Raw genomic sequence first — 13,913 nt, 5'->3', positions numbered from 1 at the left:
GGGGACGGGTGGATGGGGTCATCGACAGTTCTTCTGGATTTTAACAGCCGCGAAGTCTATCTAATGGTGGGGTTATTTGCAGTAAATGGCCGCCTGTTTGGCGATTTAATCACCATTGGCGGGTAAGATAGCGGCGAAAAGGCGGCCCTTGGTGGCTTGGGGACTAGGCCAGATCACCGCTCTTGAGGTAACATGCGCGCCCATAGGGGCCATGGATCAGTTGGCCCATCCAGGTAATGAAAAAAGAGAGCACCATGATACAGATTGGCAAGATGAACACCCTCACCGTTGTTGAACTCGAAGACCGTGGTGCCTGGCTTGCGGCCGATGAGTACGGCGAACTGCTGCTGCCCAAGCGTCAACTGCCGGAAGGGGTGAAAGAGGGGGATAGCGTGCAGGTCTTCCTCTATCTGGATGCCGATTGCGAGCCGGTGATCACCACCGACAAGCCATTTGCCATGGTGGACGAATTTGCCGGTCTGAAAGTGGTCAATGCCAACAAGATTGGCGCCTTCCTCGACTGGGGCATGAAAAAGGATCTGTTCGTGCCCAGCCGCGAGCAGAACAAGCCGATGCAGGTGGGCCACGTCTATCTGGTGCGTCTGCAACTGGATAACGAAGGGCGAATGGTCGGCACCAGCCGCATCGAGCGTTTCCTGACCCCAGCCGGCAGCAACTTCAAGGTCGGTGACGAAGTGACCGCGCTGCCGGGCGAGCACTCGCCTCTTGGCATCAAGGTGATCGTCAACGGTCAGTATCCCGGCATGCTGTTCAAGAACGAAGTGTTTGGCCGGGTGATGACCGGTCGGCCGCAAACTGCCTGGGTCAAGCAGGTGCGCGAGGATGGCAAGCTGGATCTGACCCTGCAAAAGCCGGGTCTGGCGCGGGTTGATGACGCCGGTGAACGCATTCTGAGCCGGATGAAAAAGCAGGGCGGCAGCCTGGCGGTGGGTGACAAGAGCGAACCCGAGCTCATCTACAAGCTGTTCAGCATGAGTAAGGGCACCTTCAAGAAGGCGATCGGCGGCCTCTACAAGCAGGGCAAGATTGTCATTGAAGACAATGCCATCACTCTGGTGGCCACAGAGACCGACTCGGCAGTGGATAGCGAATAAGATGCCGAGTCCCTGTGTTGGCCTCTGCAAGGCGAAAGATGGGCTTTGCCTTGGTTGTGGCCGCACCCTGACCGAGATCGGCCACTGGTCGGCGATGGATAGCAAGGCCCAGCTGGCGGTGATGGCCGAGCTGAATGGCTCGAAAAGCACCCACCGCTGCCCGGGTTGTGGCGAACCGGCCTATTGCGCCGTCTCTGCCGGTCAGACCATTGCGCAGTGCTGGTGCAGCCAGTTGCCGGTATTGCCGATGCAGGAGGCCAGCGCCTGCTGGTGCCGCCGCTGTCTGGCCAAGGCCATCGCGGCTCAGGGTTAGCAGCGAACAGCAATAAGAGAGCACAGAAATAAGAAAGGCGCCGATGGCGCCTTTTTTATGCCTGCTGCTGGCGATGCCAGCGCACATGCACTTGATCTTCAGTCAGCAGACGGGGCAGCAGGAAGGTGGCGAAGATCACCTCAAATTCATCCTGATGATCCAGCAAACCGACCCACACTTCGACCCAGCGCTCCATATCGACCGGCTCACCCAGCTCGGTTGACCAGTCGGCATTGGGCAGGGTTGCCTCCACGGCGCCACGCTGCTCAAACTCCAGGGTGATGTCGACTATTTGTTCGGGGGCCAGCATATCGGCGGCCTGCTCAAGAAACTGATCATAGGCCCATTCGACCAGCTGATCCGGGGTACGCTGTTCCATGAAATCACTCCAGATACATCGAGGTTCGCTACTGTAACAATTATTGGCAGTGGCGGCCAGACCAGTGCGCCGGGCGTGCCTGACCTGTCCAAGTTGCCATTGGGGGAGTATGGTTAAGGCGCGGATCATCTGGCAGGGAGCGAGGGGATGAAACAGCGCGGACGGCGGCAACAGATCAAGCGACGGCGCGAGGCCTGGTGGTGGCACTATCTGCCGCTCCACCGCGAGACAGTGGGCGGCCATCTGGGCCCACCGGAGAAATCCGATGAGCCTTGAGGATCAGTCGGCCTGATGCACCCGATTGAGGGTGATTTGGCCCAGTTGCCCCATCTGACGGCGGATCCAGACCGAGCGCTTCTGCACATAGGGCGAAGGGGGCTTGACCCGATAGCGCCACGGATTGGGCAGGGCGGCGGCCAGCAGGGATGACTCGTAGCGAGTCAAGCGGCTGGCCGGTTTGCCAAAGTAGGTGCGGGCGGCAGCCTCGGCACCATAGATGCCAGGGCCGAACTCCACGATATTGAGATAGACCTCGAGAATGCGGGCCTTGTCCCAACCCAGCTCCATCAGCAGGGTAAACCAGGCCTCCAGCCCCTTGCGCAGGAAGCTGCGGTCACTCCACATAAAGAGGTTCTTGGCGGTCTGCTGGCTGAGGGTGCTGGCGCCGCGTACCCGTTCGCTGTGCTGATTATGCTTGAGCGCGGCGTTGATGGCATCCATGTCAAAGCCGTTGTGCTCGGCAAAGCGCTGATCCTCGGCCGCGATGACCGCCAGTTGCAGCTCCTTGGAGATGGACTCCAGATCCACCCACTCATGGCGCACCTCGGTGATCTTGGCGGGCGGAAACAGGGCCCGCTCGATACGCCAGCTCCACATCGGCGGATCAATAAAACGCAGCAAGGCGACCGAGCCGACCGAGCAGATCAGCCCTGCCAGCGCGATCTTGCCTGCCCACCTCAGCACCCGGCGGCCGAGCGGTGCTGAAGCGCGCACGGGAGCCGCGGTGTCAGAGGCTGACGCCCACTGATAGTGGCTGGGATCATCGGGATCCGGAATTATTGGGGCAGCCATTCGATGTGGCAGAACTTCTCGTCAACACGGCGGGAGAGCAGCATACGGGCAAACAGGTGCTCATACTCTTGTTCTTCGTTGCCAAGACCAACCCAGATTTCGGCATAGTCGGTGTCGCTCACCGCAAAACCCACGTCCGCTTCCCAGTCATCGGCAGGGTCGGTTTCGGCCAGCAGGCCGCGGTCGTTGAACTCCTGATTGAAGCGGGCGATCTCATGCTCAGGCAGGTTGTCAGAGGCCAGCTCCATAAAGAGTTCTAGGGCGGTATCGAGCAGTTCCTCGACGCTGTGTATTTCGTCATTCATAGACATAAGCGGTCTGTTCCAGAAAAGAGAAAAGGTGCGGCGTAAAATCTAGCGGTCGGCAGACCCCTTGGTGAGATGAGTCGTGCCGCCGTGAGCTGTTTTTGTGCCAATAAAAAACCAGATCCAGTGACAGGATCCGGTCTTCATTGGGGCAAGGGGTCACGCATAGGGCGTCAGCTCATCCCTTCTTGTCATCGGCGAAGGTGATGTTGAGCTCCAGTACCGACAGCTCATCACTCTTCTGATCCAGTTGGACGGTTATCTTCTCCGGATCAATGTTGACGTATTTGCGGATCACATCGAGGATATCCTGCTTGAGCTGGGGCAGGTAATCCGGCCCCCCTCTGGATGAACGCTCGTGAGCAACAATGATTTGCAACCGCTCTTTGGCCAGTTGTGCGGTGTTCTGTTTCTTGTTGGAACGAAAATAATCCAATAATGACATGTTTAACTCCCGAACAGTCGGCTAAAGAAGCCCTTCTTCTCTTCTTCCAGAAAACGAAATTCCTTGGCATCGCCCAACAGGCGGGACACCGCATCTTCATAGGCCTGACCGGCATCGGACTCCTTGTCCAGAATGACTGGTTCGCCGGAGTTGGAGGCGCGCAGCACCGCCTGGGACTCCGGGATCACCCCGAGCAGCGGGATGGCCAAGATCTCCTGCACATCCTGCACGCTCAGCATGTCGCCGCGGTTGACGCGGGTCGGGCAGTAGCGGGTCAGTAGCAGGTGCTCCTTGATGGGGTCTTCACCCCGCTCGGCACGACGGGACTTGGAGGCCAGGATGCCAAGGATGCGGTCGGAGTCACGCACGGAAGAGACTTCCGGGTTGGTGGTGACGATGGCCTCGTCGGCAAAATAGAGCGCCATCAGCGCGCCTGCCTCGATCCCCGCCGGGGAGTCGCAGACGATGTAGTCGAACTTCATCTCCGCCAGCTGATCCAGGATCTTCTCGACCCCCTCACGGGTGAGGGCATCTTTGTCCCGGGTTTGGGAGGCGGGCAGGATAAACAGGTTTTCCGAGCGTTTGTCCTTGATCAGCGCCTGATTAAGGTTTGCTTCCCCGTTGATGACGTTGACGAAGTCATACACCACGCGGCGCTCGCAGCCCATGATGAGATCCAGGTTTCTCAGACCGATGTCAAAGTCAATGACCACTGTCTTGTGACCACGCTGGGCTAAGCCAGTGCTCAGGGCCGCACTGGTTGTGGTCTTGCCAACGCCACCTTTACCCGATGTAACGACTATGATTCGCGCCATTCTCGCTTCCTTGTAACTCTATTTGATACGGTCTATTCGGAGTTGTTCGTTGTCCAGCCGGATGTGTACCGGTTGCTGGATCAGGCCTGCCGGCAATGCATCGCTCAGTTGGAATGTGCCCGCAATGGAGAGCAGCTCGGCCTGTAATTGCTGGCAATAGATCCGGGCCTGGGTGTTGCCCCGGGCGCCGGCAATGGCTCTGCCACGCAGGGCGCCATAAATATGAATGCTGTCGTCGGCGAGGACTTCGGCTCCCGCACTGACGGAACCCAGCACCACCAGCGAGGTGCCGGCGGCGTAAATCTGCTGGCCGGAACGAATTGGTCCCACATGTATCTTGCTTGGGATCAAAGGGGCAGGTTCGGGGTCGGGGATCACCACAGGGGGCGCAGGCTCGGGGGGCGGTTCGCTCTTGCGACTCTTGCCTGACGCCATCACGGCCAGTCCCACCGCCTTGGCAGCTGTCTTCATCTCTTCACTGCGTGCCCCCGTGATGCCGACCAGCACAAACTCTTCGGACTCTACCAGCTCCTTAAGCTGTTCGAAATCGGGAATATGTTCCAGTCGGGAAACATTGATCACCAGCGGCGCACAATTAAAAAAGTAGGGGGCGCGGGCCACTTTTTCGGCCAACAACTGACGTATCCGCTCAGGCTCGCCATCGCTGAGATGCAACACAGAAATAGTGAAGGTGGTTCCTTTCAATTCGTTATCGCGCTCAACCATGAATCTTCCCCGAACCGAGACGGTAATCCGTTATTGTTATTCAATTCCTGATGTTATAGTTTGCCCCCATCAGAGGCAATAAACTCATCGGATTATATCAATTTCCATGTTGTGTGCAGTCTATAAAAGTCGCAAAAAAGCCGAGACCTACCTTTTTGTTGAAAAAAGAGAGGATTTCTCCCGCGTTCCCGAGCCATTGTTGAGCGCATTCGGGCGCCCCGACCTGGTGCTGATGACCAAGCTGGACCCGGCCAAGCCCTTGGGGCTGGCTGATGTCGGCAAGGTGATGGCCGCACTGACCAGTCAGGGATTCTATCTGCAGGTGCCGCCGCCGCCCGAGAATTTGCTGGAGCAGCACAAGGCCAGCCTGAAAAAACCATCCTGAATATCCAGCCCCGTGGTGCGTTCTGCCGAGCGGGGCTATTTTTTGGTGCCTCTGCATGACGCATTCCGGCCCCGGTGAGGTGGTTTGCGATAATCCCGTGACAGGATCTGGCCAAATTAAACCCTACCTTTGGGGATATTCACTTTTCGCTGTTTAAATAGAAAGTCAATCTGCTCCCAACACCATATCCTCAACCTTTGCTGGCGCTCACAAAAATAGCGAGTGGCGTGCCCTCATATCCTCCATTTCAACGTAAGCGTTCACCGACAGGGGCTTGACACACACAATTCGACAGGAATGGGGTAATCTGTTTTCTCGATGCAAGCACGAACAACTGCTCGCAACCACTCCTGAGGACAACGACCCAGTTTTTTGGCGGTCTCCACCAATGACAGGATGCGCTGGCGAAATTGTTCCCCTCGATGAGACCAAACGCCAAAGCTTCCCTTACGCCACAGCACATAACCGCGCAGGGCTCGCTCCGCCTCGTTGTTAGTCAAGGCGAGCTCATCATCGTTCATGAACCGCCACAGCATCTCGTCATCCCGGAGCAAGAGTTCACAGCGCCCACGGTAACGCTTGGTGCACCATAACGCTCCCAATTCCAACCGCTTGCGCCAGTTTTGCCTGTATCGCCTGAGCCTTCGCAGATAACGCTCTTTGCTCAGCAGACCGTTTTCCCATCGGTGCCTGGCCCTGAACACGCTGTCTGCCAGCAGGACCAGGCGGGCTCCGATTAGCTGATTAACGTCATCACTGCTATCGGCTATTGCGGCCACATTGCGCGCCACATGGGCCCAGCACAGCTGACGCTGACTGGCATCGATGAAGCGGTAACCGGCGTACTGATCTGTCACCAACACGCCATCGAGTTCAGAACCCAGCAACCGCTTGGCGGCATCCTGACCACGCCCGTAGGCGGTCATGAAGCAGACCGCAATCTTGCTCAGCGCCAACCACATCCAGCGCCGCTCGCCACCGCGCTGGTGCCGGGTCTCATCGGCATGGATATGGCTTGCCGACTGCACCTGCCGCTTGATGGCCTGGTGCGTGGGGGTGAGCATGGCGCTCACCCGGCCCTGCGCCTCGCTGATGGCACCGCGACTGAAGGTCAGGCCGAAGTGCTGTTTAAGCTGCTGCTGTATCTGGCTGATGCTCTGATGGAACTGGCCACTTTGCAGGGCAATGTAACTGAGTAAATGGGTGCCCATCTGGCAGCTGCTGATCGTCTCGGGCAGCTCAGCCTGGGCACTGGTCACGCAGTGAGTGCAGGTGCCCCGAAACAGCCGATGCTCAGTGACGAAGTAGCTTACCTCGGGCAGTTCAAACACCTGATGCACGCGGTAGGGTTTGGCATGAGGCAAGACGTTGCCACCGCAACAGAGGCACTCCGACGCCGGATAGTGAGCCGTTGTCGTCAGCCGGGCATCATGGGGATGCAGTTCGCGCCGGCTCCCCTTGTGGCCGGGCTGTGCCCCCGCTTCTTGCCAGAAGCAGGCCGTTTGCGCTCAGAGCGTGGGGCCGCTGCGCCATCGCTGGATGGCGGCTTGGATGAATTGCCGCTGTGTTGATTAAGGCGATCCTCCAGCTCGGCAATACGGTCGAGTAGCTTGTAAATCAGCTCATTGGCCTGCTCCAGCGTGAGCGGCAATCCTGGTGGAGGCGTGTTGTTCCTGTTCATGAAGACAAGGTTGCCTGATGGGCAGGATCAAACAAGAAGCAAATGTGGATCAAGAGACGATCGTATCATTATTTGCCTGTCAATACCCTGCGGGTGAACAGTTACATTTCAACGGCTATTGGCTCATTCATCGATTATTTTCGACTCACTCCTTGGGCTCTCTTGTTTGTTTCCACGGTGTGATGAGTTGCGTATGATAATAGGGGACAAAGAGGGCGGTGATAACCTGCACTGAACAAAATCTGCACGATGTGTTGTGGCTGGAAAAATGTCATAACAGACTGTTTTTACTATTAATTTTTTGTCATTATGAAGGCAGATCTGCATCCGCCACACTGCAGGCATTCAGATAAGGCAACCAGCAGCGCAGTGGCGTATCAGCGATGCAGTGCCGTGATAATGACCGGTATAAGGCGTTCGGCATCCTATTTGGACAATAAAAAAGGCGGGATATCCCGCCTTTTTCAGATGAGGGTCGCAACCCTTATTTATTCGCAAGCAACCTGCATCACCTTGATGGCCAGACCACCACGGGAGGTTTCACGGTACTTGGAGTCCATGTCCTTGCCGGTGATGTACATGGTCTCGATCACCTTATCCAGGGAGACGCGTGGCTGGGAGGTGCGACGCAGCGCCATGCGGGAGGCGTTGACCGCCTTCATGGCCGCGATGGCGTTACGCTCGATGCAAGGCACCTGTACCTGACCGGCAACCGGATCACAGGTCAGACCCAGGTTGTGCTCCATGCCGATTTCGGCGGCCTCACAAACATGCTCGGGGCTGCCGCCCATCAATTCGGTCAGACCGGCAGCGGCCATGGAGCAGGAGACACCCACTTCACCTTGGCAGCCCACTTCGGCACCGGAGATGGAGGCGTTCATCTTGTAGAGGATACCGACGGCACCGGCAGCCAGATAAAAACGGGTATACTCGTCGCGGCCAACCGGCTGGATGAACTTGTCGTAGTAGGCCAGAACGGCCGGGATGATACCGGCAGCACCGTTGGTCGGAGCAGTGACCACGCGGCCACCGGCCGCATTCTCTTCACTGACTGCCAGGGCGAACATGTTGACCCAGTCAACGATGTTCATCGGATCGTTGGAGAGGTTCTCGTTGGTGTTGAGCTGGCGGTAGAGCGGAGCCGCACGACGGGGGACGCGCAGCGGGCCGGCCAAGACACCTTCAGTGCGGCAGCCGCGCTCGATACCTTCGCGCATGGTATTCCAGATCTTGCCGAACTTCTTGTAGATCTCTTCCGGGGTGTTGAAGCACTTCTCGTTCTCCAGCATCAGGGCGGAGATGGAGAGACCGGTCTGGCTGCAGTGGGCAACCAGTTCAGCGGCGCTCTTGAACGGATAGCGCACGGACATGTCGCCGTTGTCAGCTTTGCCAAAGTTCTCTTCGTCAACGATGAAACCACCACCGATGGAGTAGTAGGTCTTGCTGTAAACCACTTCGTCTTCGATCAGGGCGCTCAGCTTCATGCCGTTTTCGTGCAGCAGCAGGGCTTCGTCATGGAATACCATGGCATCGCGCGGGAAGCTGACGGTGTGGCAGTGCAGGCCGATCGGCAGGCGTTCGGTCTGTTCAACACGGGAGATAAACTCGGGGATCGCATCGATATCGACGTTTTCTGGCAGGTTGCCAGCCAGGCCCATGATGATGGCGGTGTCGGTATGGTGGCCTTTGCCGGTCCAGGAGAGGGAGCCGTAGACATCGACATTGATCCGGGTGATATCGCGGATCTTGCCGCCCGCACGCAGCTCGTCAACAAACTGTTTGGCCGCTTTCATCGGGCCTACAGTGTGGGAAGAGGAGGGGCCTACACCGATTTTGAAGATATCAAAAACGCTGATCATGTCACTATTACCTCAGGGTAGAAGGGGGCGGCATGCCCACTCACAAAAATTCGGGAGATCCATGGAACGCGCTTGTCAGCGCTGGTCACAGAAGCAGATAACCGTAGTGTAACGGCTCTGAGCCTAAAAAAAGTTGAAATGGATCTATTTTTGTTGAATTTGAGGCGCGAGTATAAAATTTATTTTTGTGTTTATCCATTTTGTTAAGCGTTTGCCCATAAAAATACCCGGCGATGCCGGGCATTTCGTAACTAAATGGAGTCAATCGCGGTTTTTTAACATTCAGTAATGTTAACGGCGAGGCCGCCCCGGGCCGTCTCCTTGTATTTGGTTTTCATGTCGTTACCGGTCTCCCACATGGTCTTGATCACCTTGTCCAGCGACACCTTGTGCTCGCCGGTGCCGCGCAGGGCGAGGCGGGCGGCATTGATCGCCTTGACCGCCCCCATGGCGTTGCGTTCGATGCAGGGCACCTGCACCAGCCCGCCGATGGGATCGCAGGTTAGCCCGAGATTGTGCTCCATGCCGATCTCGGCGGCATTTTCCACCATGGCCGGGCTGCCGCCCAGCAGTTCGGTCAGCGCCCCGGCAGCCATGGAGCAGGCGACCCCTACTTCCCCCTGACAGCCCACTTCGGCGCCGGAGAGGGAGGCGTTCTTCTTATATAAGATGCCGATGGCGGCGGCGGTTAGGAAGTAGCGCACCAGCGTCTCGTCATCCACCTTGTGGACGAAGCGATCGTAGTAGTGCAGTACGGCCGGGATGATGCCCGCAGCGCCGTTGGTGGGGGCGGTCACCACCCGCCCACCGGCGGCGTTCTCTTCATTGACGGCAAGCGCAAACAGGTCGACCCATTCCATCACCATCAACGGATCCTTGTTGAAGTTGGTCTCGCAACTGAGCTGGCGGAACAGCCCCGGGGCACGGCGCTGTACCTTGAGGCCGCCCGGCAAGACGCCTTCACTCTTGCAGCCCCGCTCGACGCAGCCCTGCATCGCTTGCCAGATCTTGCGCAGTCCCGCTTTTATCTGCTCATCACTGCGAAAGACCCGTTCGTTGGCAAGGATCAGCCCCGAAATAGAGAGGCCGCTCTCCTGACAGTGGGCCAGCAGTTGGGCGCCGCTGTCGAACGGGTAGGGGACCGGGTGTTCGGCATCCGATTTGGCTGCGTCCTCCTTGGCGGTGGCGAAGTGGCTCTCTTCGATGATGAAGCCGCCGCCGATGGAGTAATAAGTCTGGCTAAACAGCAGGACGTTGCCGGCGCTAAAGGCGCGCAGGGTCATGCCGTTGGTGTGGGCTGGCAGGGTCTTGCGACGGTTGAAGATGATGGCGCCGCTGCGGGGGAAGTGGCTTGGTTGCTGGCCGGCCAGCAGCAGGCTCTGCGCTTTGTCTACCTGGGCCAGCAGATCCGGAATGGCATCGATATCGACCGATTCGGGTTCAAAACCGGCCAGTCCAAGGATGATCGCCTTGCCGGTGCCGTGCCCTTTGCCGGTCTGGCCCAGCGAGCCGTAACACTCCACTTCGACCCGGGTGACCTGCGGCAGATGGCCTTGCTGCTTGAGCTGCTGGGCGAAGGCGTAGGAGGCACGCATGGGGCCGACAGTATGGGAGGAAGAGGGGCCAATTCCGATGGAAAACAGGTCAAACACGCTGATCATGACATCAATCCGGTGATGGTTTATGTCTGTTTATTCTAGGTTTTTTGCCGTGGATGGAAAGCGGGGATGTGCCGTGCTGTGACATGGACACAGATAAAGTGGCAGGCGGTTGCCCGGGAAGGTTGAAGGGGCTGATCCCCTTCAACCGGCTGGATCAGTCGAGAAACTCACACAGATAGGCAGTGGGGGTTTTCACTTCCAGCTTGAAGGAGGAGTGACCCGCCACCAGGAAGAATTCACCTTGGCTGTAGGTGTGCCATTCATCTTCATCAGCCAACTGGATAGTAAGAGCGCCCTTGATCACCGTCATCCGCTCGGGGGCGGCGGTGTTGAACAGATAGTCACCGGCGTTCATCACTCCAACGGTGGATTTCTCACCTTTTTGCTCAAAACCGATGGATTTTACATTTCCGTCGAAATACTCGTTAACTTTCAGCATCTTTACATCCCTGTGTGTACGTTAGCGCAACCAAACTAGCACAATTTTTTGTCAGTTGTCATGGAACATGAGGTAAAAATTGCCGAGGCCGCATTGAATCTGCAGTTTTTCGCAAATTTGTTAATAGTCGTGGTTGACGATTTGCTGATTTAAAACAGCGATTAAATGTGAGATAACACCCATAAATAGGGGGGTAGGCAGCTGCTTATTCTACTGTTCGGTTAACCGCACTGGGAAAGTGTGAATTTTTCGATACAAAGGAACATATTGTGTTAACTAAAGGTCTCATTAAAAACATCGGCTTCCAGGTTGTGGTCGCCATGGTACTGGGCGCAGTGGTCGGGGCGTTCATGGGTGAACAAGCCACCGTGTTTGCACCGCTCGGTACCCTGTTTATCCAGCTGATCAAGATGCTGGTGATCCCCCTGGTGGCGGTTGCCATCCTCTCGGGCGCTGCCAATCTGGGCGCTAGCCCCGCCGCGGGCAAGATCGGCGCAGCGACGCTGGCTTTCTTTCTTGGTACATCAGCCCTGGCGGTGCTACTGGCACTGGTGATGGGACAAGTTTTCAAGCCAGGCGTCGGGGTCGATTTCGCTTCCGTCGCCTCCATGTTTGGCGGTGACTACGCCGATAAAGGGGCGTTGCCGGATGCAGTTGCCACCCTGCTTGGCATGATCCCCACCAACGTCTTCAACTCCCTCAACGAAGCCAACATCCTGCAGATCCTGGTGTTCTGCATGTTCCTCGGCATTGCGCTGGCCAAACAGCCGCGCGAGCGGGCCAAGCCGCTGGTCGATGGGCTAAATACTCTGGTAGATGCCTTCGTATGGATGATCAACAAGGTGATGATCATCGCGCCACTCGGGGTGTTCGGTCTGATGGCTGAAGCCATCGGTACCTATGGCTTCGATGTGCTGACCCTGGTGCTCAAGCTGTTCGTGGTCTATGTGGCTGCCATCCTGCTCTTCGGTTTTGTGGTCTATCCGCTGCTGGTGGCACTCTTCTCCAATACGCCGGTACGCAAGTACTTCTCGGCCATGAAGAAACCGCAGATCGTAGCCTTCTCCACCGCCTCTTCCATGGCGACCCTGCCGGTCAATATGGAGACCTGTGAGCATGATCTGAAAGTGACCAACGCGACTGCTTCCTTCGTGCTGCCGCTGGGGGCCACCATCAATATGAGCGGCAACGCCATCTATTACGGTCTGGTCGCCATCTTCTTCGCACAGGTTTACAACATCGATTTGAGCCTCGGTGCCTGGGCGGCCATCATTGTGACCTCCACTCTGGGCGCGATTGGTCAGGCCGGTGTGCCGGGCCCAAGCTTCCTGGTGGTTGCCGTGCTGCTTGCGGCCGGGATCCCCATCGAAGGACTGCCGCTGCTGTTTGCGCTGGATCGTCTGTTCGACATGATCCGCACCTCCCTCAATATCACCGGCGATGCAGCCTGCGCCGTCATTGTTGACCGCTTTAGCCCGGAATATGACCCACAGCGTTGGAACAAGGCATAACCGCTTGAGCTGAGCAAGACAACCTTGAGCTGAAACGGCGTAACGCGAGCCCCTGCCATGATGGTGGGGGCTTTTTTGTATCTGTTGAACAGGCAGGGGAAAGGGGTTTTAACAGGCTGCTGACGGTGGTTGTTGTAGTGGCTGCCGGGTGAGGTGGTTGCAAAATGGCGGGTAACAAAAAGGGGAACCTGGCTCCCCCTGGATATGATCTGCTACTGGTTTTACTCCATCAGGCCAAACAGAGTGTGGTTAAACCATCCTGGTTACACCCTTGTGCGAAAGAAACAGCGTCAACGTGATGAAATCATATCTATGTTGTCCATCTCGACATTGTTATTGATAAACGCCACTCAGTGGCGATTAAACAGACATGTCAAAGAGGGGCGGTCCGGATTGATGCCTCTCTATCCGGCTCAGAACTGTGACAGTGAGGGCAGAGAGACAGCAACCAGGGTGAAAAACACCGTGAAAACGGCAGTGACGACAAACTCTTTCATTTTTCTCTCCCTAAGTTGTTGGTTGATGTTGTCAAAATACCATAATAAGGGACTAAAACAAGGTTAGAGTTGATAAAATGGTGTCATTTCTCGTTCAAATGGTTGAAATGGCTATTTCTGTCACATTGTGCGGTTTTTATCGTCCGTTGAGGCAGGCTACGCATATTATATCCAGTATTTTAATTTATTTTATTTAAATTCAGTGTCTTACGTTTTGTTTGGTGGTTTTTTGGTGGGGTTTATATGGGGCCTCGTTAGTGCTTTATAAATTATCTCCTTCATAAAGGTGTCTTGGTGGCCATAAAAAGTGTATCAGGACATGATTTGACGATACCTGATGCAGATAGCTCATCCAAAAAAAGTCGGCGGAGTAAATCTAGTCACCAACCCTCGTTACACCGTGACTTTATCAGGACGAAGTCTCTGAATTTTTACAGTAATACACCGATTGACAGGCGGGGGAGCCACGCATTGGGGGGATAAGGATTGGCTGTTGGCTGTTTTATCACCACCGATTGCCCCGGTCGGTCGATAAACGACAAGGCATCAACGAGAGATGCAATTCTGAATATCGTCTACAAGGTGGAGATACACACGCAGGGACAGGGATGTCAAACAAGCTCGCCTCAGGGTCCACGGAGGCCATTGCAAGCCGGATCCAACGGAGATAAAGCAGCCAGGACATTGCAGAAACAGTGCTGCTAGGCAGGT

General features: G+C 56.4%; 13 protein-coding genes and 1 pseudogene. 4 read left to right on the top strand and 10 right to left on the bottom strand.

Annotated elements, in window-relative coordinates:
- The first annotated feature begins 254 nt into the window (after nucleotides 1-254).
- Both NMD14_10500 and NMD14_10495 read left to right on the top strand, forming a co-directional pair.
- A complete protein-coding gene (locus NMD14_10500) occupies nucleotides 255-1,115 on the top strand; it encodes a S1-like domain-containing RNA-binding protein (protein XEI31249.1) in 861 nt (286 codons plus the stop codon).
- Between the two features lies 1 nt (nucleotide 1,116).
- On the top strand, nucleotides 1,117-1,428 hold the full coding sequence (locus NMD14_10495; protein XEI31248.1) for a DUF1289 domain-containing protein: 312 nt from the start codon (nucleotides 1,117-1,119) through the stop codon (nucleotides 1,426-1,428).
- Between the two features lie 55 nt (nucleotides 1,429-1,483).
- Here NMD14_10495 and NMD14_10490 read toward each other — a convergent pair whose 3' ends face one another.
- The 6 genes from NMD14_10490 to minC form a co-directional block, all read right to left on the bottom strand.
- Nucleotides 1,484-1,807 carry an HI1450 family dsDNA-mimic protein gene (locus NMD14_10490; GenBank protein XEI31247.1) on the bottom strand — a complete coding sequence of 108 codons (324 nt, stop codon included), beginning with the start codon at nucleotides 1,805-1,807 and terminating at the stop codon, nucleotides 1,484-1,486.
- A 279-nt stretch (nucleotides 1,808-2,086) separates the two neighbouring features.
- Entirely contained in the window at nucleotides 2,087-2,878 is a 792-nt protein-coding gene (gene mtgA / locus NMD14_10485) for a monofunctional biosynthetic peptidoglycan transglycosylase (GenBank protein XEI31246.1), read from the bottom strand.
- Nucleotides 2,863-3,189, bottom strand: coding sequence for an HI1450 family dsDNA-mimic protein (locus tag NMD14_10480; protein XEI31245.1), 327 nt, complete (start codon nucleotides 3,187-3,189; stop codon nucleotides 2,863-2,865). The genes mtgA and NMD14_10480 overlap by 16 nt, the downstream gene beginning before the upstream one ends.
- Nucleotides 3,190-3,361: 172 nt before the next feature.
- Complete coding sequence (minE, locus tag NMD14_10475) at nucleotides 3,362-3,628, bottom strand: cell division topological specificity factor MinE (protein ID XEI31244.1); 267 nt, start codon at nucleotides 3,626-3,628, stop codon at nucleotides 3,362-3,364.
- Nucleotides 3,629-3,630: 2 nt separating this feature from the next.
- Nucleotides 3,631-4,443: a septum site-determining protein MinD gene (minD, locus tag NMD14_10470; GenBank protein ID XEI31243.1), complete on the bottom strand. Its 813-nt coding sequence runs from the start codon at nucleotides 4,441-4,443 to the stop codon at nucleotides 3,631-3,633.
- An 18-nt stretch (nucleotides 4,444-4,461) separates the two neighbouring features.
- Complete coding sequence (gene minC / locus NMD14_10465) at nucleotides 4,462-5,169, bottom strand: septum site-determining protein MinC (protein ID XEI31242.1); 708 nt, start codon at nucleotides 5,167-5,169, stop codon at nucleotides 4,462-4,464.
- A 106-nt stretch (nucleotides 5,170-5,275) separates the two neighbouring features.
- Here minC and NMD14_10460 point away from each other — a divergent pair, with 106 nt between their 5' ends.
- Nucleotides 5,276-5,554, top strand: coding sequence for a YcgL domain-containing protein (locus NMD14_10460; GenBank protein XEI31241.1), 279 nt, complete (start codon nucleotides 5,276-5,278; stop codon nucleotides 5,552-5,554).
- A 260-nt stretch (nucleotides 5,555-5,814) separates the two neighbouring features.
- On the opposite strand, the pseudogene NMD14_10455 reads toward NMD14_10460, so the two are convergent.
- The 4 genes and pseudogenes from NMD14_10455 to NMD14_10440 all read right to left on the bottom strand — a co-directional run bounded on the left by NMD14_10455 (nucleotide 5,815) and on the right by NMD14_10440 (nucleotide 11,194).
- Nucleotides 5,815-7,235 (bottom strand): annotated as a pseudogene (locus NMD14_10455) (IS66 family transposase).
- Between the two features lie 488 nt (nucleotides 7,236-7,723).
- On the bottom strand, nucleotides 7,724-9,094 hold the full coding sequence (locus NMD14_10450; GenBank protein ID XEI31240.1) for an L-serine ammonia-lyase: 1,371 nt from the start codon (nucleotides 9,092-9,094) through the stop codon (nucleotides 7,724-7,726).
- A 275-nt stretch (nucleotides 9,095-9,369) separates the two neighbouring features.
- Complete coding sequence (locus NMD14_10445) at nucleotides 9,370-10,755, bottom strand: L-serine ammonia-lyase (GenBank protein XEI31239.1); 1,386 nt, start codon at nucleotides 10,753-10,755, stop codon at nucleotides 9,370-9,372.
- Nucleotides 10,756-10,909: 154 nt separating this feature from the next.
- The gene (locus tag NMD14_10440) at nucleotides 10,910-11,194 is read right to left on the bottom strand and encodes a pyrimidine/purine nucleoside phosphorylase (protein XEI31238.1); all 285 of its coding nucleotides are present in this window, start codon (nucleotides 11,192-11,194) and stop codon (nucleotides 10,910-10,912) included.
- A 269-nt stretch (nucleotides 11,195-11,463) separates the two neighbouring features.
- Between NMD14_10440 and NMD14_10435 the strand changes: the two genes are divergently transcribed.
- The gene (locus NMD14_10435) at nucleotides 11,464-12,705 is read left to right on the top strand and encodes a dicarboxylate/amino acid:cation symporter (protein XEI31237.1); all 1,242 of its coding nucleotides are present in this window, start codon (nucleotides 11,464-11,466) and stop codon (nucleotides 12,703-12,705) included.
- The last annotated feature ends 1,208 nt before the right edge of the window (nucleotides 12,706-13,913 follow it).

Origin of the sequence: Aeromonas veronii (genome assembly GCA_041319085.1) — a bacterium.
Taxonomy (GTDB): Bacteria; Pseudomonadota; Gammaproteobacteria; order Enterobacterales; family Aeromonadaceae; genus Aeromonas; species Aeromonas veronii_F.
This window is presented reverse-complemented; position numbering and strand designations above follow the sequence as displayed.